This is a genomic window from Delftia sp. WSY_10, from assembly GCF_043104705.1.
Lineage (GTDB): Bacteria > Pseudomonadota > Gammaproteobacteria > Burkholderiales > Burkholderiaceae_C > Comamonas > Comamonas tsuruhatensis.
This window is the reverse complement of the sequence record NZ_JBICKY010000057.1, coordinates 205,652-223,873: the sequence shown is the minus strand read 5'-3', so window position 1 is coordinate 223,873 and position 18,222 is coordinate 205,652. Positions and strand designations below refer to the sequence as shown.

At 66.3% G+C, this 18,222-nt stretch carries 14 protein-coding genes; 4 read left to right on the top strand and 10 right to left on the bottom strand.

The window, feature by feature from the left end; genetic code table 11:
• Nucleotides 1–10 precede the first annotated feature (10 nt).
• From ACF8ML_RS26850 to ACF8ML_RS26835, 4 genes are all read right to left on the bottom strand, one after another.
• Nucleotides 11–1,384 carry an efflux transporter outer membrane subunit gene (locus ACF8ML_RS26850; protein ID WP_392408428.1) on the bottom strand — a complete coding sequence of 458 codons (1,374 nt, stop codon included), beginning with the start codon at nucleotides 1,382–1,384 and terminating at the stop codon, nucleotides 11–13.
• 1 nt (nucleotide 1,385) lies between these two features.
• Entirely contained in the window at nucleotides 1,386–3,332 is a 1,947-nt protein-coding gene (locus ACF8ML_RS26845; RefSeq protein ID WP_392408427.1) for a MacB family efflux pump subunit, read from the bottom strand.
• 2 nt (nucleotides 3,333–3,334) lie between these two features.
• Nucleotides 3,335–4,468, bottom strand: a complete 1,134-nt coding sequence (locus tag ACF8ML_RS26840; RefSeq protein ID WP_392408425.1) for an efflux RND transporter periplasmic adaptor subunit — start codon at nucleotides 4,466–4,468, stop codon at nucleotides 3,335–3,337.
• Nucleotides 4,469–4,706: 238 nt separating this feature from the next.
• The gene (locus tag ACF8ML_RS26835) at nucleotides 4,707–5,918 is read right to left on the bottom strand and encodes an ABC transporter substrate-binding protein (RefSeq protein ID WP_016449656.1); all 1,212 of its coding nucleotides are present in this window, start codon (nucleotides 5,916–5,918) and stop codon (nucleotides 4,707–4,709) included.
• Between the two features lie 321 nt (nucleotides 5,919–6,239).
• Here ACF8ML_RS26835 and ACF8ML_RS26830 point away from each other — a divergent pair, with 321 nt between their 5' ends.
• A complete protein-coding gene (locus tag ACF8ML_RS26830) occupies nucleotides 6,240–6,926 on the top strand; it encodes a helix-turn-helix transcriptional regulator (protein ID WP_392408424.1) in 687 nt (228 codons plus the stop codon).
• On the top strand, nucleotides 6,907–7,443 hold the full coding sequence (locus ACF8ML_RS26825) for a DUF6036 family nucleotidyltransferase (RefSeq protein ID WP_012204240.1): 537 nt from the start codon (nucleotides 6,907–6,909) through the stop codon (nucleotides 7,441–7,443). The genes ACF8ML_RS26830 and ACF8ML_RS26825 overlap by 20 nt, the downstream gene beginning before the upstream one ends.
• A 43-nt stretch (nucleotides 7,444–7,486) precedes the next feature.
• On the opposite strand, the gene mog is transcribed toward ACF8ML_RS26825, so the two are convergent.
• Complete coding sequence (gene mog, locus ACF8ML_RS26820; protein WP_016449653.1) at nucleotides 7,487–8,092, bottom strand: molybdopterin adenylyltransferase; 606 nt, start codon at nucleotides 8,090–8,092, stop codon at nucleotides 7,487–7,489.
• The gene (gene yjgA, locus ACF8ML_RS26815; RefSeq protein WP_123692395.1) at nucleotides 8,085–8,762 is read right to left on the bottom strand and encodes a ribosome biogenesis factor YjgA; all 678 of its coding nucleotides are present in this window, start codon (nucleotides 8,760–8,762) and stop codon (nucleotides 8,085–8,087) included. Before yjgA ends, mog begins: the two co-directional genes overlap by 8 nt.
• 66 nt (nucleotides 8,763–8,828) lie before the next feature.
• Between yjgA and pmbA the strand changes: the two genes are divergently transcribed.
• Nucleotides 8,829–10,238 (top strand): metalloprotease PmbA, encoded by a 1,410-nt coding sequence (gene pmbA, locus ACF8ML_RS26810; protein WP_016453829.1) that lies wholly within the window; start codon nucleotides 8,829–8,831, stop codon nucleotides 10,236–10,238.
• 53 nt (nucleotides 10,239–10,291) lie between these two features.
• On the opposite strand, the gene ACF8ML_RS26805 is transcribed toward pmbA, so the two are convergent.
• Complete coding sequence (locus ACF8ML_RS26805) at nucleotides 10,292–11,131, bottom strand: fumarylacetoacetate hydrolase family protein (RefSeq protein WP_099751635.1); 840 nt, start codon at nucleotides 11,129–11,131, stop codon at nucleotides 10,292–10,294.
• Nucleotides 11,132–11,489: 358 nt separating this feature from the next.
• On the opposite strand from ACF8ML_RS26805, the gene ACF8ML_RS26800 reads away from it, so the two are divergent.
• Nucleotides 11,490–13,238: a methyl-accepting chemotaxis protein gene (locus ACF8ML_RS26800; protein ID WP_392408422.1), complete on the top strand. Its 1,749-nt coding sequence runs from the start codon at nucleotides 11,490–11,492 to the stop codon at nucleotides 13,236–13,238.
• A gap of 8 nt (nucleotides 13,239–13,246) precedes the next feature.
• Here ACF8ML_RS26800 and ACF8ML_RS26795 read toward each other — a convergent pair whose 3' ends face one another.
• The 3 genes from ACF8ML_RS26795 to ACF8ML_RS26785 all read right to left on the bottom strand — a co-directional run bounded on the left by ACF8ML_RS26795 (nucleotide 13,247) and on the right by ACF8ML_RS26785 (nucleotide 17,886).
• Complete coding sequence (locus tag ACF8ML_RS26795; RefSeq protein WP_016453827.1) at nucleotides 13,247–13,792, bottom strand: hypothetical protein; 546 nt, start codon at nucleotides 13,790–13,792, stop codon at nucleotides 13,247–13,249.
• Entirely contained in the window at nucleotides 13,755–14,336 is a 582-nt protein-coding gene (locus tag ACF8ML_RS26790; protein ID WP_392408420.1) for a hypothetical protein, read from the bottom strand. The genes ACF8ML_RS26795 and ACF8ML_RS26790 overlap by 38 nt, the downstream gene beginning before the upstream one ends.
• A 208-nt stretch (nucleotides 14,337–14,544) precedes the next feature.
• Entirely contained in the window at nucleotides 14,545–17,886 is a 3,342-nt protein-coding gene (locus tag ACF8ML_RS26785; protein WP_392408419.1) for a mechanosensitive ion channel domain-containing protein, read from the bottom strand.
• Nucleotides 17,887–18,222 lie beyond the last annotated feature (336 nt).

Below are 18,222 nucleotides of genomic sequence, written 5' to 3'. Positions count from 1 at the left end.
CGGCCCTTGCTCAAGGGGCTTGCCATCCGCCGCCCAGCACCTTGTTGATCGTCACCTGGTTTTGCAGTTGCGCCAGGTGCAGGGCCGACAGGGCCAGCTGTGCGTTGCGGCTGCGCTCCTGCGCATCCAGCCAGGTGCGCAGGGGTACCTGGCCTGCGCGGTAGCGTGCCTCGTACAGGCGGGTGATTTCTGCCGATTCCTGCATGACGCGCTGCTGTGCCTGCTCCTGGCTGGCCAGCTCGGTGCGGGCGGACAGGGCTTTTTCCGTTTCCGCCAGCGCGGCGTACAGCGACTTGCGGAAGTTGACCACGGCCTCTTCATGCTGGTTGCGCGCAATGGCGGTGTTCAGCCGCATCTCGCCCACGTTCAGAAAGGGCAGGGTCATGCTGGCGCCCAGGGCCGCCACGGGGTTGGCCAGCAGGTCGAGCAGCGAGTTGCTGGAGCCTCCCAGGCTGCCGGTCAGCGACAGCGTGGGGTAGTAGCGCGCGGTGGCCGCATCGCTGCTGGCCAGGGAGGCGCGCAGCCGCAGTTCGGCGGCGCGCAGGTCGGGGCGGCGGCCCAGCAGTTCGGCGGGCAGTCCTGCGGCAATGGCAGGCAGCGCGCTCGTGGGCAGGGCCTGCGGCTCGCCACCGGGTGCCTCGGCGCCCAGGAGCAGCTCGTTGAGCGCCTGCCGCAGTTCGGCGCGGGCCTGCGTGTACTGGCTGAGCAGCGCCTGCTGCTCGGCCAGCGCCTGCCGGGCCTCGCGCCGTTCCAGGCTGGATACGGCGCCGCTGCGGTACTGCGCCTCCACCAGCTCGCCGGTGCGGCGTGTGTACTCCAGGCTTTGCCGCGCAAATTCCAGGCGCTCGTTGGCCAGGGCCAGTTGCCAGTACAGGCTGGCGGTGGTGGCCGCCAGGGACAGGGCCACGGCCTGCCTGTCCTGCTCACTGGCCTGGGCCTCGAAGACGGCCGCATCGCGCTGGGCACCCAGGCGGTCGAACAGGTCCAGCTCCCAGCCCACGCTCAGCGTGGCGCTGGACGTCTCCAGCGTGCTGCGCGGGTTGCCGGACAGCGGCCGGCTGGCCCCGGTGCTGAGCGTGCCGCCGGGTTGCGGCAGCAGGGCGCGGCCCGCCAGCTGCGCCTGCAGCGCGGCGCGGCGCACGCGGATGCCTGCCGTTGCCAGGTCGGGGTTGCGCGCAAGGGCCATGTCGATCCATGCATCCAGGCGCGGATCGCCGAAGGCGCGCCACCATGCCTCGGGCGCAGGCGCGGCCGCCGAGGGCTGCGCATGCTTGAACTGTGCGGGCAGCGCCACCTGCGGCGCCTCGTAGGTTGTGCGCGTGATGGCGCCGCAGCCGGCCAGGGCCACTGCGCATGCCAGCACGCCGGTCTTCAGCATATGCATGTCAATCTCTCGATAGAGCCTGTACGGGGTCGAGGCGCGCAGCACTGCGCGCCGGCAGGAAGCCGAAACCGATCCCGATGAGGGAGGAGCAGGCCACGGCCAGCACGATGGAGGCGGCCGAGAACGACAGCTGGAAGCTGGAGCCCGACAGGCTCACTGCCAGGCCCAGGCTCAGCGCCAGCGACACACCCAGGATGCCGCCCACGATGCAGACCAGCACGGCCTCGATCAGGAACTGCTGAAGGATGTCCGACTGGCGCGCGCCGATGGCCATGCGCACGCCGATCTCGCGCGTGCGCTCGGTCACCGACACCAGCATGATGTTCATCACGCCGATGCCGCCCACCAGCAGCGCGATCATGGCGATGGCCGAGACCAGCAGCGTCAGCGTGGTGCTGGTGCGCGTGATGGCCTGGCGGATCTGGTCGGAGTTCCAGATGAAGAAGTCCTTGGTGCCATGGCGCTCGGTCAGCAGGCTGGTGGCGGCCTTTTGCGCGATCTCGGCCGGCACCGCGTCCTTGATGCGCAGCGTGATGCTGTCCAGGTGGTACTTGCCGACCAGGCGCGTGGCGGCTGCGGTGTAGGGCACGAAGAAGGTGGGCGTGGAGCCGCCGAAGCTGTTTTGCGCAGGCCGGAGCACGCCGACGATTTCCACGGGCATCTGGCCCAGCAGCACGACCTCGCCCAGCGGGCTGGGGTTGGTGGGGAACAGGGCGGTGGCGGTCTTCTGGTCGATCACCGCCACCTGGGCGTGCAGGTCCACGTCGCGCTGGTCGAAGAAGCGGCCCGATGCCAGGCGCAGGCCGCGCACGCGAAAGTGCTCGAAGCCCACGCCCGTCACCTGGGCCGTGGCCGCGTTCTCGCGGTACAGCGCCGTGACGCCGACCGACACATTGGGCGTGGCGCTGTCCACGTAGGGCTGCTCGGCCAGGGCCTGGGCGTCGGCGGCGACCAGGGTCTCGATGGCGGCCGCGCGCGTGTCGCCGAAGTCCTTGCCGGGAAAGATGTCCAGCGTGTTCGTGCCCAGCTCGCTGATCTGGTTCATCACCTGCTGCTGCGCACCGCGCCCCAGCGCCACCACCGAGACCACGGCCGAGATGCCGATGATGATGCCCAGCATGGTCAGGAAGGTGCGCAGGCGGTGGGCGTTCATGGCGCGCAGGGCCATGCGCAGGGCCTCGCCAAAGCGGTCCGACAGTCCGCGCCAGGAGGCCCGGCGCGCGCCGGATGCCGGCTCCACGGGCGGCCTGGCTTCGTGCGGGGTGCTGCGCCGGTCGGCAATGATGGCACCGTCGCTGATCTCGATCACGCGCGTGGCGTGGGCGGCGACGGCCATGTCGTGCGTGACCAGGATGATGGTGTGGCCGTCGGCATGCAGCTCCTGCAGGATGCGCATGACCTGCTCGCCGCTGGCCTTGTCCAGCGCGCCCGTGGGCTCGTCGGCCAGGATGACGGCGCCGCCGTTCATCAGCGCACGCGCAATGGACACGCGCTGCTGCTGCCCGCCCGACAGCTGGCCCGGCCGGTGCTGCATGCGGTCGGCCAGGCCCAGGCGTTCGAGCAGGGCGGCCGAGCGCGCATGGCGGTCCGTGGGCGCCGTGCCGGCGTAGACCGATGGCAGCTCCACATTGCCCTGGGCCGTGAGGTCGGCCAGCAGGTGGTAGCGCTGGAAGATGAAGCCGAAATGCTCGCGCCGCAGCGCGGCCAGCGCATCGGGGCCCAGCTCGCCGGTCTCGCGGCCGGCGATGCGGTAGCTGCCCGAGGTCGGATGGTCCAGGCAGCCGAGGATGTTCATCAGCGTGGACTTGCCCGAGCCCGAGGCGCCGACGATGGCCACCATCTCGCCGGCCTCGATGGTCAGGTCGATGTCCTTGAGCACGGCGACCGTGGTGTCACCGGCGGGGAACTCCCTGCGCAGTCCCCGCATCTGCAGCAATGGCTGGTCCATGCTCACATTCCCATGGGGTCGGCGGCGGGGGCGTTGTTCGGGCCCGCCTCGCCGATCACCACCTGCTCGCCGGCCTCCAGGCCCGACAGCACCTGGGCCTGGGCATTGGTGCGCAGGCCGATGCGCACCTTGCGCTCGGCAACCTTGCCTTCGCCGTCGCGCACGCGCACGGTGTAGCTGTCGTCCTCTGCCCGGCTGCCCAGTGCGGCGGCCGGCACCAGCACGGCCTTGTCGGCCTGGGCCACGCGCACGGTGACCTGGGCGGTCATGGAGGGGCGCAGCTTGCCTTCCGGGTTGGGTACGTCGAACTGGGCGTTGTAGTAGATGGCCTTGGCGGCCTGGGCGCCGGTGGCGGTCGCTGCGCCAGCGGTGGCGTCCGTGGCGATGGAGGCGGGCGCAGGCTCTATGCGCTCGATCGTGGCGGTGTGGCGCTGGCGGCCACTGCCCAGCGTGGTGAACCAAACCGTCTGGCCCAACTGGATCTTGTCCACGTCGGCCTCGGCAATCTCGGCGCGCACAGTCATCACGTCGAGCTTGGCCAGCATGACGATGGTGGGCGTGGTCTGGAAGGAGTTCAGGGTCTGGCCCTGCTTGGTGACCACCGCCACGATCACGCCGTCCATGGGCGCGACGATGCGGGTGTAGCCCAGGTTGATGCGCTCGGTCTCCACCTGGGTGCGTGCCTGCTCGATCTGTGCCTGCAGGGCGCCGACATCGGCCAGCGCGGTGTCCAGCGCAGCCTTGGCGGCTTCATGGTCGGCTCGCGAGGTGGCGTCGGCCTGCAGCAGCTCCTGCTGGCGCTGGAAGGTCAGCCGGGCCTGCACCAGCGCCGCGCGCCGCGCGGCCAGCTGGGCCTGCAAGGCGGTGACGGATGCCTCGGCATTGCGCAGCTTGATGCGCTGCGGCTGGGCGTCGACTTCGGCGATCAGGTCGCCGGCCTTGACCTTCTGGCCCAGCTCCACGTGCAGGCGCCGGACCTGGCCCGAGACCTGGGCGCCCACGGCCACCAGTTCCTTGGGGTGCAGCCGGCCCACGGCCAGCACGGTCTGCTCCAGGTCGCCGACGGTGACGGGTGCGGTTGCGAATTGGGTGGAGGGCTTGGCACTGGCCTTCCACCACACCAGGCCTGCGACCATGCATGCGCCTGCGACGGCGACTATGGCCCATTTGCGATTGAACTTCATTCTTCCCCTGCCGCGCGGTCGGCCGCAGGGGAGACAGTCCCTGCCCGGCGCCGCGCCAGATGCTCGAACTTACCAGTCTGGCGCGGTTCGATGTCCCGGCATTGACCAAGGCATGGAGATTCAGTGGAGAAAAGCGAGGAGAGGGAGCGGCCGGGCTGCCCCCTCGGCTCACCGCAAGTTCAGCGCAAGTTCAGCGCCAATATTGGCACTTGCTCTCGGCCTTGGTGGTCCAGACCTGCTCGGCCGGCAGCTTCTTGACCAGCTTGTAGTAGTCCCAGGTGCCCTTGGATTCGGCCGGGGATTTCACTTCCATCAGGTACATGTCGTGCACGTAGCGGCCGTCCTCGCGCAGGTAGCCGCTGCCGAAGAAGTCATCCATCTTCATGCCGCGCCAGGTGGCCATGACCTTGTCGGCATCCAGCGTGCCGGCCTTTTCCACGGCCTTGAGCCAGTTCATGGTGGCCGAGTAGTCGGCCGCATGGATTTCGCTGGGGCGGCGCTGGGTCTTGGCCATGAAGGCGTCGGCGAACTTGCGCGAGGCATCGTTCATGTCCCAGTACCAGCTGGTGGTGAACTGCATGCCCTGCGTGTTCTTCAGGCCCAGGCTGTGCACGTCGGTGAAGAACACCAGCAGGCCGGCCAGCTTCATGTCCTTGGTCACGCCGAATTCGCGCGCTGCCTTGATGGAGTTGATGGTGTCGCCACCGGCATTGGCCAGGCCCAGGATCTGGGCCTTGGAGTTCTGCGCCTGCAGCATGAAGCTGGAGAAATCGCTGGCGTTCAGCGGCGTCTTGACCGAGCCCAGCACCTTGCCGCCGCGCGCCTCGATGATCTTGGTGGTATCGGCCTCCAGCGCATGGCCGAAGGCATAGTCGGCGGTCACGAAGTACCAGCTCTTGCCTCCGGCCTCCACCACGGCCGCGCCCGTACCCTTGGCCAGGGCCACTGTGTCGAAGGCGTAGTGCACGGTGTAGGGACTGCACTGCTCGTTGGTCAGCGCCGAGCTGCCCGCGCCGTTGTCGATGAAGACCCGCTTTTTCTCCTGCGCCACCTTGGCCATGGACAGGGCCGTGGCCGAGTTCGTGCCGCCAAACACCAGGCTGATGCCCTGCGTGTCTATCCACTCGCGCGCCTTGCTGGCGGCGATATCGGCCTTGTTCTGGTGGTCGGCCGTCAGCAGCTCGATGGGCTTGCCCAGCAGCTTGCCGCCGTAGTCGTCGATGGCCATCTGTATCGCCACGGCGCCGTTCTTGCCCTCGACATCGGCATAGAGACTGGACATGTCGGTGATGAAGCCGATCCGAACCTTGTCCTGCTGCGCCAGGGCCGGCGTTGCCAGTGCGGCGGCGCACAGTGCCAGGGCCAGCGGTGTCATCAGCGATGTCTTGGGGCGTTGCTGCATGAAGTCTCCTTGCTTTGGATGGAAAAAGCCCGCTGCTGTTGCGCAGGGGCCGGGTGATTCCATGCTGGCAGGGACAGGGGCCTGCCGCATTGGGGCAAGCACGGGCTTGGTGGCCCCGGTGCGACAGTACAGCCGCTCATCCTTGCAACGTGGCCGGCCCGTTGATTGATCGCCATGCGCTGCGCATCCCGGCCGTGGCTTGTGCGCGCGTCAGGACCTGCTTTTCCGTTCCTTGACCTGGGGATGCGAAAGCACTGGACTTGAATTAATTTGTCTAGAAAAACAATCAAAAATTCAGGTTTTGCTTAGAATAATGGACAAATGAAAACGCCAGAAAAGTCCATCCTTCTTCAGCGCCAACTGCTTTTGCAGTTCGGTGACCGGCTCAAGCGCCTGCGCAAGGAGCAGGGGCTGGGCACGGTCGAGATGGCCTCGCGCGTAGGCATATCCCGCAGCACGCTCGCTGCAGTCGAGTCCGGCGATCCCGGGCCATCCATGGGCACGTACCTGCGGGTCATGTCGGAACTGGGCATAGGGGGAGAATTGGCATTGCTGGCGGGCGACGCCCTGCAGCCCGCGCCCGCAGGAACTGCCGCAGCCCGTTCGCGCCATGCCAGGCCCGTCGTACAGGTTCTGGTGCGTGCGCAGGATGCGCGCCATGAAGTGCAGGATCTGCAAAGCCTCGCATTGCATGAAGAAGCCGTGCGCCTTGTGCGATCTGACCCGGCATTGCTGCAGCAGGCACAGGACACGTTGGAGAGGTGGTTGAGCCAGGGGGATTCGCATTCCGCCAGCCTGTGGAGGCAGTGGCAGGATGTCTTGCAAAATGGCCGCTGGCGCAGCATCCTGGCCCGCACGCGAAGGGCCCAGGAACTGCGCCAGGCCTCGCCCCTGACATCGGTGCTGCCCGAACAGCTGCGCCAGCAGATACTGGCGCAGGTGGGGGATCTCAAGCGGGGCGTTGCATTGGGAGATACAGGGCGGGCCTATGAACCGAGAGGATCTTGAGCACATCATTCGTGCGAGCGGGGATGTGACGAATGAGTATGAATTCGTCATCGTGGGAAGTCAGGCAATCCTGGGCTCCATCCCGTATCCCGAGCCGGTTTTCAAGATGTCCGCAGAGGCGGACATCTATCCGCTCAACGCTCCGGATCTGGCGGACCGGATCGACGGATCCATTGGCGAAGGCTCTCGCTTCCACGAGTCCAATGGCTACTACGCGCAGGGCGTGGGCCCGGACACGGCAGTGCTTGCCTCAGGCTGGCAAAACCGGCTGCACCGTATCCAGAACGGCAATACCAACGATCGCGTCGGCTATTGCCTTGATGTGCTGGATCTCTTTCTCTCCAAGGCCCAGGCGGGGCGCGACAAGGACCGGGTGTTTTGCATGGCACTGATGGAGCATGGCCATGTACAGGTCGATGCGGCACTGAAACTGGCAAGCAGCATGCCGTTGGGTGATGACGGCAAACGGCAATTGCGGGCCCGGATTCAGCGCTGGTTCAAGGGGCTGAAAAAATAAAAAGCAGCCCGCAGGCTGCTTGTCGATTGCCGTGTGCGCGCGATCAGGCCGCAGGTCGCGCGGTGCGCACTGCGCTCTTGGGGCGGAACGCCTTGCACACGCTGTCATCCGTTTCCAGATAAGGCCCGCCGATCAGGTCCACGCAATAGGGCACGGCCGCAAAGATGCCGTTGACCTTTTGCGTGCCATCGGGGTTCTTCAGACCTTCCAGGGTTTCGGCAATGGCCTTGGGCTGGCCCGGCAGGTTGATGATCAGGCTCTTGCCACGGATCACCGCCACCTGGCGCGACAGGATCGCCGTGGGCACAAAGGCCAGGCTGATCTGGCGCATCTGCTCGCCAAAGCCCGGCATTTCCTTGTCGGCCACGGCCAGCGTGGCTTCGGGCGTGACATCGCGCGGGGCGGGGCCGGTGCCGCCCGTGGTCAGCACCAGGCAGCAGCCTGCATCGACCAGTTCGATCAGCGTGGCGCTGATGCCGGCCTGCTCGTCGGGGATCAGGCGCGGCTCGAACGTGATGGGGTTCCTGAGCGCGCGGGTGAGCCAGTCCTGCAGGGCCGGCAGGCCCTTGTCCTCATAGACGCCGCTGCTGGCACGGTCGCTGATCGAAACGATGCCGATGCGCACGGCGTCATGGACGGGCTCACTCATCGTCGGCTTCCTCGCCAGCGCCGTCACCGTCCTCGGCTGTCTCGCGGCCCGTGCCGCCCAACTGCTGGCGCACCAGCTGGAACAGATCGCGGTAGGCGCGGCCCTTGCGCTGGGCCAGGCCGGTGGATTCCTGCACATTGGCCTCATGGGCGCCCGGCATGTCCTTGCGGGCCTGGCGGATCAGGGCGCGCAGCTGCTGGGTGTCTGTGTCGGGGAAATGGTCCAGCCAGATGGACAGGGCCGATTCCTCGGCAATCAGGCGGTCGCGCCATTGCTCGGCGGCGTGCAGGGCCATCTTCTCGGCGGCCGATCCGTTGTGCTGCTCGTCCAGTGCGGCGCGCACGGCGGCTATCTCGGTCTCGTCCAGCTTGCGCATGAGCTTGCCGACGAATTGCATCTGGCGGCGCTTGCCTTCGAAATTGGTGATGCGCTTGGCCTCGGCCAGGGCATCGGCCAGTTGGTCGGGCAATTGCAGGCGCTTGAACAGGTCGGAGCGCAGCGTCAGCAAATCCTTGCCGAGGTCCTGCAAGGCGTCGGACTCGCGCTTGAGATCCGTCTTGCTGGAGTCGGGGGTGCCTTTGAGTTCGGCCTTGAGCTGCAGGTCGAGTTCGCTGCCTTCGGCAACGAAGTGACCTTTGACGTAGTAGCCTTTTTTGGGTTTGCGTGACATGGGGTAGGGGACAAATACAGTGGCGGCGCGGAGGGCGCTGCAGTGGCGGCTATCATAGCCGCCGCTATGAAAAAACCCCGTCCCCGCGCGGCAAGCACCGCCAAACCGCAGGCTGATTCCGGCTTCAGCTACAGCCAACCGTTTTTTGAAGACCTGGTGGACCGTGCCCTGGTCCACGCCAAGAAGCTCGGCGCCACCGACGCCGGAGCCGAGGCTTCCGAGGGCTGCGGCCTGAGCGTGAGTGTGCGCAAGGGGGCGCTGGAGACCGTGGAGCGCAACCGCGACAAGTCGCTGGGCGTGACCGTCTACCTGGGCAACCGCCGAGGCAACGCCAGCACCTCGGACTTCTCGGATGCCGCCATCCAGCAGACCGTGCAGGCCGCCTACGACATCGCACGCTTCACCGCCGAGGACCCCATGGCCGGCCTGCCCGATGCGGCCGACATCGCCCCGCCCGGCACCCACCGCGACCTGCAGCTGTTCCACCCCTGGGAGCTGACCAGCGAGGCTGCGGCGCAGCTGGCGCTGCAGTGCGAAGAAGCTGCCCTGGGCACGCACAAGCGCATCACCAACAGCGAAGGCGCTGGTGTCTCGGCCCAGCAAAGCCATTTCTTCAGCGCCCATACCAATGGTTTCCGTGGCGGCTACGCCAGCTCGCGCCACAGCCTGTCGGTGGCGCCCATCGCATCGCTGCCCGGCCGCAATGGCGAGATGCAGCGCGATGCTTGGTACAGCTCCATGCGCAACGCGGCCGACCTGGCCTCGCCCGAAGCCGTGGGCCGCTACGCCGCCCAGCGCGCCCTGAGCCGCCTGGGCAGCCGCAAGATCCCGACCACCGAGTGCCCGGTGCTGTTCGAGTCCACGCTGGCCGCCGGCCTGCTGGGCAGCTTCGTGCAGGCCGTCAGCGGCGGCGCGCTGTACCGCCGCAGCACCTTCCTGCTCGACTCGCTGGGCAAGCCCGTCTTCCCCAAGCACATCGACATCACGGAAGACCCTTTCATCCTCGGCGGCAAGGGCAGCTCGCCCTTCGACGAGGAAGGCGTGCGCGTGCAGGCCCGCAAGGTGGTGGATGCCGGCCGCGTCGAGGGCTACTTCCTGTCCAGCTACTCGGCACGCAAGCTGGGCATGAAGACCACCGGCAATGCCGGCGGATCGCACAACCTGGTCATGACCTCGCGCCGCACCAAGGCCGGCGACGACCTGCCCGCCATGCTCAAGAAGCTGGGCACGGGCCTGTTCGTGATCGAACTCATGGGCCAGGGCGTGAACTACGTGACCGGCGACTACTCGCGCGGCGTCAGCGGCTTCTGGGTGGAAAACGGCGAAATCGCCTTCCCCGTGCATGAGATCACCATCGCCGGCAACCTCAAGGACATGCTCAAGGGCATCGAGGCCGTGGGCGCGGATGCCTACAACTACGGCGCCAAGACCGTGGGCTCGATCCTGATCAACCGGATGAAGGTGGCGGGCAGCTGAGCGCGGGTTCAGCTCAAAAATAAAGCGGCTTTTTGAAGCCGCTTTTTTTGGATCTACACCACTCGCTGCCTCTGCACGCCCAGCCCCTCGATCCCCAGCTCCATCACATCGCCAGCCTTCAGATAGCGCGGCGGCTTCATGCCCATCCCGACTCCCGGGGGCGTGCCGGTGATGATGAGGTCGCCGGGCTCCAGCGTCATCACGCGGCTGCAGTGGCTGATGAGTTCGGCGCAGCCAAAGATCATGGTGCGCGTGCTGCCGCTCTGGCGGCGCTCCCCGTTCACATCCAGCCATAGCTGCAGGGCCTGCGGATCGGGCACTTCGTCGCGCGTGACCAGCCAGGGGCCGATGGGGCCGAAGCGGTCGAAACCCTTGCCCTTGCTCCACTGGCCACCGCTGCGGTCAATCTGGTATTCGCGCTCGGACACATCGTTGGCAAGGCAGTAGCCGGCCACATGCTCCAGCGCATCGGCCACGGACACATTGCGCGCGCGCTCGCCGATGACGATGCCCAGTTCCACCTCCCAGTCCATGCGCGTGCTGCCCTCGGGCAGGGGGATGTCGTCGTCGGGGCCGCAGGCGCAGCTGGGCCATTTGGCGAAGAGGATGGGCTCCTTGGGGATGGGCATGCCGGCTTCCTCGGCATGGTCGCGGTAGTTCAGGCCGATGGCGACGAACTTGGACATGCCGCTCCACGGCATGCCGATGCGTACCGGGCCTTGCACCAGGGGCAGCCTGGCGGGGTCGATGGCGGCCAGGGCCCGCAGCGCCTCGCGGCCGAGCAGGCGGGGCGTGTAGTCGTCCAACAGGGCGGACAGGTCGCGGATCTGGCCTTCGGCATCCAGCAGGCCGGGCTTTTCCTGGCCCTCGGGGCCGAATCTCAGCAGTTTCATGATGTTTCCTCTGGAGTTCCTGGAGTGGGTCGCTCTGCCGGCTGCAGGTGCTGTTGAGCAGCTGCAGGTGCGCAGATGCCGGCACCCATTGTGAGGAATGTCTCGCGAAGTCTGGGAATGACGGGGCCTTGTCGGTGCACGGGATATCCATGCGCCCACTGCCTCCGATCACGACGGCTGGCAGCCCGATGCCTGCATGCCGGCAAGGCGCTGTCCTACCGGATGAACAGGGTTTGGGAAGGCGATGCGACTGATTCAAATTGTCAAATTTGTTCCTGAATGTGTTTCTTCCGTGCCAGCAGTCTGGCCGGTTTGCTTAGGTGGTTCGAGGGAGAGCGACGTGGGTTTTCTGAGGCGTATGAAGTTGGGAACCATGCTGGGCATGGGTTTCCTTGCGGTGATCGTGGTCTGCGTGTGCGTGGCCGGCTTCGGCTGGATGAAGCTGCACGATCAGGGGGAGCAGTTGCGTGTTTTGGCCGAGGACCGCATGGGCAATCTGGCCCGGCTGCAATCGCTCAAGGACAACGCCAATGTGTCGGCGCGGGTGGTGCGCAATCTGGCGCTGATCACCGATCCGGCGCAGATGGCCGAGGAGAGCCGCCGGCTGGATGAGGTGGTCGCCAGGAACGGCCTGGTCATGAAGGAGCTGGACCAGCGCCTGCAGACCGAGCACGCGCGCCGGCTCTTTGCCGACATACGGCAGGCGCGCCAGCCTTTCGTGGAGACCATGCGCCAGGCCGGTGACCTGGGCCTGGCCAACCAGGGCGATGCCGCCAGGGATCTGATCATGGGCCGCCTGCGCTCCTTGCAGACGACCTATTTCGATGCGGTCGAGGCACTGGTCGATTACCAGAAGGCACAGACGCAGGCCACGGTGGACGGCTCCCTGCGCCGCGTGGCCGAAGACGGCGTGGCCATGCTGGTGCTGACGCTGCTGGCCGCCGCGCTGGGCTCTCTGGTGGCCTGGATGATCACCAGGACGGTCAAGCAGCAGCTGGGCGGAGAGCCCTCCTATGCCGCCGGGGTGGCGCGCCAGATCGCGCAGGGCGATTTGTCCGTGCGGGTGCAACTGGCGCCCGGCGACACCTCCAGCCTGCTGCGCGCCATGGAGGACATGCGGGCCGGTCTGGCGCGTGTGGTCGCCGATGTGCGGCAAAGCAGCGAATCCATTGCGACCGGCGCCAGCCAGATTGCCTCGGGCAATGCGGACCTGAGCCAGCGCACGGAAGAGCAGGCCAGCAATCTGGAGCAGACCGCCGCCTCCATGGAGGAGATGAACGCCACCGTCAAGCTCAATGCCGATACGGTGCGTACCGCCACCCAGCTGGCCGCATCGTCGAGCCAGGCCGCCACCGGCGGCGGCAAGATCGTGGACCGCGTGGTGGCCACCATGGAGCAGATCACCGCGAGTTCTCGGAAGATCGAGGACATCATCGGCGTGATCGACTCCATTGCCTTCCAGACCAACATCCTGGCGCTCAATGCCGCCGTGGAGGCAGCACGGGCGGGCGAGCAGGGGCGAGGCTTTGCCGTGGTGGCTTCCGAAGTGCGCAGTCTGGCCCAGCGCAGTGCAGGGGCGGCCAAGGAGATCAAGGCTTTGATTGGCGAGAGCGTGTCCAAGGTGGATGAAGGCTCCGGTCTGGTGGGCGAGGCAGGTTCCGCGATGCAGGACATCGTCCGCCAGGCGCAGCAGGTGGCCGACCTGATCGGCGAGATAGGCGCAGCCACGGCCGAGCAGGCCGATGGTGTGGCGCAGGTGGGCGACGCCGTCGTACAGCTGGACCAGGTCACGCAGCAGAACGCCGCCCTGGTCGAAGAGTCGGCGGCGGCTGCTGCCAGCCTGAACGCGCAGGCTGCCAGGTTGGTCGATCTGGTTAGTCTGTTCAAGCTGGATGGGCTGTCCTCACCTGCCGATCAGGCTCCTGTCGCGAAGCCCGCCGTGGCCTCCGGCATGCGTGGTCTGCCTTCAGGTGCCGACAGCTTGCCTCGCCAGTCCGGGGCGCAGGCCGCCATGCGGGGCGACAGCAGATCCACATCCACGGCAATGCGGGTGCCTGGCCCCCGCACTGCAGCCGAGCGCGCTGGTGAGAACTGGGAAGTGTTCTGACCCTGTGTTCATCGGGCCGCGTTGTAGTACCAGTGCAGCGGCTCGCAGTCCATGTCGGGACGGCCAGCCGCTGCATAGGCCTGCAGGCAACTCACATGGTTTTCAATGCGCGTCTTTTCCTCTTCGGACAATGTTCCCAATACCATGTTGGCCGAAAGCGCAGAACGGTAGAGCTTGAGCGCGTAGTTCATGTCCAGTGGAAGCTTTTCCTGAATATCGCCCTCTCGCTTTCTGACCATGGCGAGCATTTGCAGTTTGACGTCCACATATCTATACAAGGCTTCGGGGGAAGGATAGAGTCGCATACTCGTTCCAAAGGATTTGGCGGCGGGAGACCATGCTTTACGTTGAAAGTCTTTCATGCCGTGCTGGTAGAAGTTCTGCGCCGCGGTTTGGTCTGCATGCCGATTTGTTTGAAGCCAGTTGCGTACAAAGTCAGCATCGCCCACCTCTTCCGATGCCAGGAGATCTTCTGGACTTTTTTCTTGTGCATAGCATCCAGCGAGAAGCAGGGCGCTAGCGAACCACGGAAACCATGCCAACAGTTTTGCCATCACCACTCCTGCAGAGAATTAGATATTGATAAAGTGAATTCCATTGCGCCGGATCCACGGTGATGCATCCGGCACTCTCGTGCCCTGGGTGCAGGTATCTATCGTTGCGAAAAGGAGTTGCACTTCCATTGTTGAGGAAAAACCAATTTTTGGCATAGGGTGTTTTATGTAAATATGCAGACCCTATTGAGTGTGGGAAATCTGGGATTTGAACAGGGTGCGTTCCTGTTTTAATAGGATTTTCGTCGTCTGTAAAAGCTCGGACACGATCCCCTGGATAGATCAGGGTCTTGCGGCTCAAAATGAATTGAATGATTGCAGCAGGCCGATATGCGGGAGCCTGTTTTCGGAGGTATCCCTGTTTCACAGAAAACCTGTTGCCACTTTCGACGCCCTCCTTGACGATGAAATGGTCGCGCCCATTCGAGCTGGATTCGATCTCGGTGGCAATATGCTCCGGCAGCGCAACAATAGCGCCCGAAGGCTCGCGCCTGACATTGAGCCAGCCATCCGTTCCTGCACTGGTATATCTTCTTTCCGCCATTGCCCCTCCCAGGATTTGAAGCGTCCGCAGACATCGTTGTGAGATGCCGATTGTGTGCGGATTGCCATTCAGTTGGAGGAGGAAATGAAGGGGGATGAAAATTTTCAGAATGATCCTAGGATATATGAGTCACGGTGATTTGAGGGTGGAATGCCGTGGTGCCCATGGCCCGCCACTCCATGGGTCGAGAGTGGCGGGTTTCAATGTCTCATGCAGCCGGCTGGGGCGGTGTCTGCTGCGCCGGCTGCCCCGCAGGATTTGCCGGCATGTTGCGCACATGCAGGTCCAGCTGCGGGAAGGCCACGGCAATGCCAGCGTCCTTGAGCCGGTCGTTGACGCGGCGGTTGAGGTCGTGGCGCACGGGCAGGCGGTCTTCGACCTTGCCCACGTAGGCGCGCAGCTCGAAGCGCTGGCCGTTGCCTTCCAGCGCCATGAACCAGCAGTTGGGCTCGGGCTCGCGCAGCACCTGGGGGTGCTCCCTGGCAATGTCCAGCAGCATGTTGCGCACCTGCTCGGGGTCGTTGCCGTGGGCCACGGGCACGTCGATCACCAGGCGGGTCACGTCGTCGCTCAAGGTCCAGTTCGTCACCTGGCCGGTGATGAAGGTCTTGTTGGGGATGACGATTTCCTTGTTGTCGAAGTCCAGCACCGTGGTGGCCCGCGTGCGGATGCGCGTGACGGTGCCGGTGAGGGTGTCGATGGTGATGACATCGCCCACGCGGAAGGGCCGCTCCACCAGCAGGATCAGGCCCGAGACGAAGTTGGCGAAGATCTCCTGCAGGCCGAAGCCCAGGCCCACGGTGAGCGCCGCCACCATCCACTGCAACTGGCCCCAGCGCAGGCCCAGCAGTGTGAAGGCGCTGACCGTGCCCGCGATGGTGATGGCGTAGCGCGCCAGCGTGGCCAGGGTGTAGCGCGCGGAGCTGCTGATGCGGTTGGAGGCCGACAGCGTCACTTCCAGCAGGCCCGGCAGGTTGCGTGCAAAGCTGAAGGTGAGCAGCAGGATCATCACGCCCAGCAGCGCATCCATCAGGCTCACGGGGGCGGCATGCGCGATGCCGTCGGCGCCGGTGTTGGTGGTGTACCAGAGCACCACGCCTTCGGAGCGCAGCAGCGCAGGCAGCACGGGCAGCCAGGCGTAGACTAGGGTCAGCACGACCAGCACCTGCTGCAGCAGGCCCAGCAGCCGGTGCGCCTGGGCGCCCACGGTGACCAGGGCCATCTGGGTGGCTTCGTCGGTGGGGGCCTTGCCGGTGTCCACTCCCGAGCCGCTCTGGGCCAGCCTGGCGGCTTCGCGCAGCCGGTTCAGCGCCAGGCGCCGCTCGCCCAGCAGCAGCCAGCGCCGCAGCAGGTTGACCACGACCTCGACCGCACCCAGGAACACGAAGCTGGCCATCAGGGCCTGGATGACTTCGGTGGCCGTGTAGACATAGCCGAGCACGATGCCCACGGCCAGCGCGCTGAGCATGAGCATCAGCACCACGCTGACGATCTGGCCCCAGTGGATGCCGGGCCGCTTTTGCTGCATGACACGGCGAAAGTACAGCCAGGCCATCCAGGCCAGGCCCAGCGACAGCATGAGGATGGAGATGCGCCCCCAGGTGCTGATGGCGTGGTTGTCATGGCTGTAGAAGGCCAGGCCGCCCAGCAGTTCGGCAGGCACGATCAGCCAGGCGGCGCGGCGCACCATCTGGCGCAGCATCTGCACGCGAGCAGCCGGCCAGCCGAAGTGGGCCAGTGCCAGCCCGCCCGGGCAGAACAGGGCGTTGAGCAAGGTGGCCACGAAGATGAAATCGCTGAGCTGGACCAGGGTGGCGCCCAGCGGCTCCAGCGCCGTGCCCACGGTTTCGGGGCCTTGCAGCAGGCTGCCCAGCGCCGCGGCCGCAAAGCTCCAGGGCAAGGTGTAGAGCAGGCTCCAGCCCAGCGCCAGCAGGCTCAGCCCGAAGTGGTCGCGCATGAAGTCGCCCACGCGCACGGCGATGGACTGCAGCTGGCGCAGCGCGTAGCGGCGCAGGCCCAGCAGCAGGGCCACGATCAGGCCGACGGCGCCAAAGGCCCAGGGATCGTTCCAGATGCTGGCGGCCAGGGCGCGCGCGGTTTTCCAGGGCGAGCTGCTGCCTTCGATGTCCTGCTCCAGCGCCTGCCACTCGCTGAGCCAGGTACGGTCCATGGGGCGGTGGCTGGGGAACCACAGCAGCTCCTTGTCCAGCACCTGGCGCAACTCATTGCCGCTGCGCAGGGCCGCGCGCAGCGCGTCGTCGGTCTGCTCCAGCACGGCGATGCGGCGCAGCAACACCGGTTGCAGCTGATCGGTGAGCGCCACCTGCCGGGCCAGCAAAGCGGTCTGCTGGGCCGATACCGTGGCGTTGGCGGCCGGCTCCGGTGCCGCCACGCCGCCTGCATCCGCAGCGTCGGCCGGGGCCTGCGCCGCCGTGTCCGCGCCGGGGTTCTGGCGCCATTTGCTGGAGTTGAACAGTGTCAGGCGCAGCTCGGCCAGCTGGCGCTGCACGGCCCGGTGCCTGGCCTGCAGGGTGCTGCCGGAGGACAGCTCCACGCGCTGCTGCCACAGCCACTGGCCCACGGCCGCGCTGCCACCGCCCAGCCGCAGGCGTGCCTGGGTGTCGCGCAGCGTGGCGCTCAACTGGTCACGCACATATTCGTCATTGGCCAGGGTCTTGCGCTCCTGCGCCAGTTCATTGGAGTTCTTGAGGATCTGCGCGGCCAGCGCAGCATTGCGCTGGGCCAGGTCGCGTATGGCGGGATCGGCGGCGGAAGCGTGCTGGGCGGCCAGCTCCATCTCCTGCACCTGCTGCTCCAGTTGCTGGCGGCTGCGCTCGGCAATGCGCTGGGTCAGCCAGGCGGCGCGCGGCATACGCTCCAGCAGCTCGCGGCGCTGGGCCTGCAGCTGGGCGGCCAGCAGGCGCTGGCGGGCTTCGATGGTGGACTGCTCTTCCTGGCGCAGCGCCAGCTCCAGCAGGGCGCGGCGGCGCTCTGCGCTGCGCCTTGCCTGGCGGGCCTGGGTGAGGTCGGGGGCTTCGCCGGGCTCGGCCGTCACGGGCTCGGCGTTTTCCTGGGCGCGCTGCTGCAGGATGGACAGATCGATGCGCCCCGGGCCGGGCTGCGAGACCAGGTTGGCCTGGTCGGCCGCGGATTTCTCGATGCCGGCCTTGAGGGCGGCAATGGCATCGCGCTCATCGGCCAGCAGGCGTTCCAGCACTTCCTGGCTGGCGTTGGCGGGAACGCGTTCCTTCCAGCGATCGAACAGGCTGCCCAGCTGCTCGTCGCTCAGCGGCGCGGGCAGGGCCGGCACGGGCGTGCGTGCCCTGGCGCGCATGCGGTCCAGTTCCTGGGCCAGCGCATCGGCTTCCTTTGTGGCCGAGGCGGCGGCATCGAGCTGGGTCTGAATGGCGTTGCTTCGTTCCTTGTCGGACGCGGAGCCACCGCCCAGGGTGCCCTGCAAGGCACCCAAAGGGCCTGCTGCCGGTGCGGCCTTGGCCAGGCCCGGTGCCAGCAGGGCGAGCAGCAGGCACAGGGCCCACAGCAGGTGCATCGGCGTGACGGCAGCCAGTTTGCGCGATGGGCGACCGGCGCCAAGTAGGGGGTTGTCGGCAGGAGACATCGGTTCTGAATTCGGGCCTGTGCCGCTGTGTGAGTGCGGACTATCATTTGTCAAAAGTGGGAGCGTGAGGCGCTGTATTCACGGGCCTTGCTGCAGGCCCGGCTGGCTCAAGCCCCTGTCCCGGCGCCGCAAAAAGCGGGGTAGTCCAGGAACCTGACATTGTGACCTCGCGCGCAATGCAGACATGTGGGACGTATGAGCTATTCAAAGCGGATGCAAGGTGCTACAACAGTTCCACACGGTAGCGAATGCCTTGCAACTTCGCGG

Coding starts and splice junctions, on each gene's coding strand:
- ACF8ML_RS26795 (WP_016453827.1), bottom strand. CDS start 13,792: ATGGCAAAACTGTTGGCATGGTTTCCGTGGTTCGCTAGCGCCCTGCTT.
- ACF8ML_RS26850 (WP_392408428.1), bottom strand. CDS start 1,384: ATGCATATGCTGAAGACCGGCGTGCTGGCATGCGCAGTGGCCCTGGCC.
- ACF8ML_RS26790 (WP_392408420.1), bottom strand. CDS start 14,336: ATGGCGGAAAGAAGATATACCAGTGCAGGAACGGATGGCTGGCTCAAT.
- ACF8ML_RS26835 (WP_016449656.1), bottom strand. CDS start 5,918: ATGCAGCAACGCCCCAAGACATCGCTGATGACACCGCTGGCCCTGGCA.
- ACF8ML_RS26800 (WP_392408422.1), top strand. CDS start 11,490: ATGAAGTTGGGAACCATGCTGGGCATGGGTTTCCTTGCGGTGATCGTG.
- yjgA (WP_123692395.1), bottom strand. CDS start 8,762: ATGTCACGCAAACCCAAAAAAGGCTACTACGTCAAAGGTCACTTCGTT.
- ACF8ML_RS26840 (WP_392408425.1), bottom strand. CDS start 4,468: ATGGTCGCAGGCCTGGTGTGGTGGAAGGCCAGTGCCAAGCCCTCCACC.
- ACF8ML_RS26845 (WP_392408427.1), bottom strand. CDS start 3,332: ATGGACCAGCCATTGCTGCAGATGCGGGGACTGCGCAGGGAGTTCCCC.
- ACF8ML_RS26825 (WP_012204240.1), top strand. CDS start 6,907: ATGAACCGAGAGGATCTTGAGCACATCATTCGTGCGAGCGGGGATGTG.
- ACF8ML_RS26785 (WP_392408419.1), bottom strand. CDS start 17,886: ATGCACCTGCTGTGGGCCCTGTGCCTGCTGCTCGCCCTGCTGGCACCG.
- ACF8ML_RS26830 (WP_392408424.1), top strand. CDS start 6,240: ATGAAAACGCCAGAAAAGTCCATCCTTCTTCAGCGCCAACTGCTTTTG.
- ACF8ML_RS26805 (WP_099751635.1), bottom strand. CDS start 11,131: ATGAAACTGCTGAGATTCGGCCCCGAGGGCCAGGAAAAGCCCGGCCTG.
- pmbA (WP_016453829.1), top strand. CDS start 8,829: ATGAAAAAACCCCGTCCCCGCGCGGCAAGCACCGCCAAACCGCAGGCT.
- mog (WP_016449653.1), bottom strand. CDS start 8,092: ATGAGTGAGCCCGTCCATGACGCCGTGCGCATCGGCATCGTTTCGATC.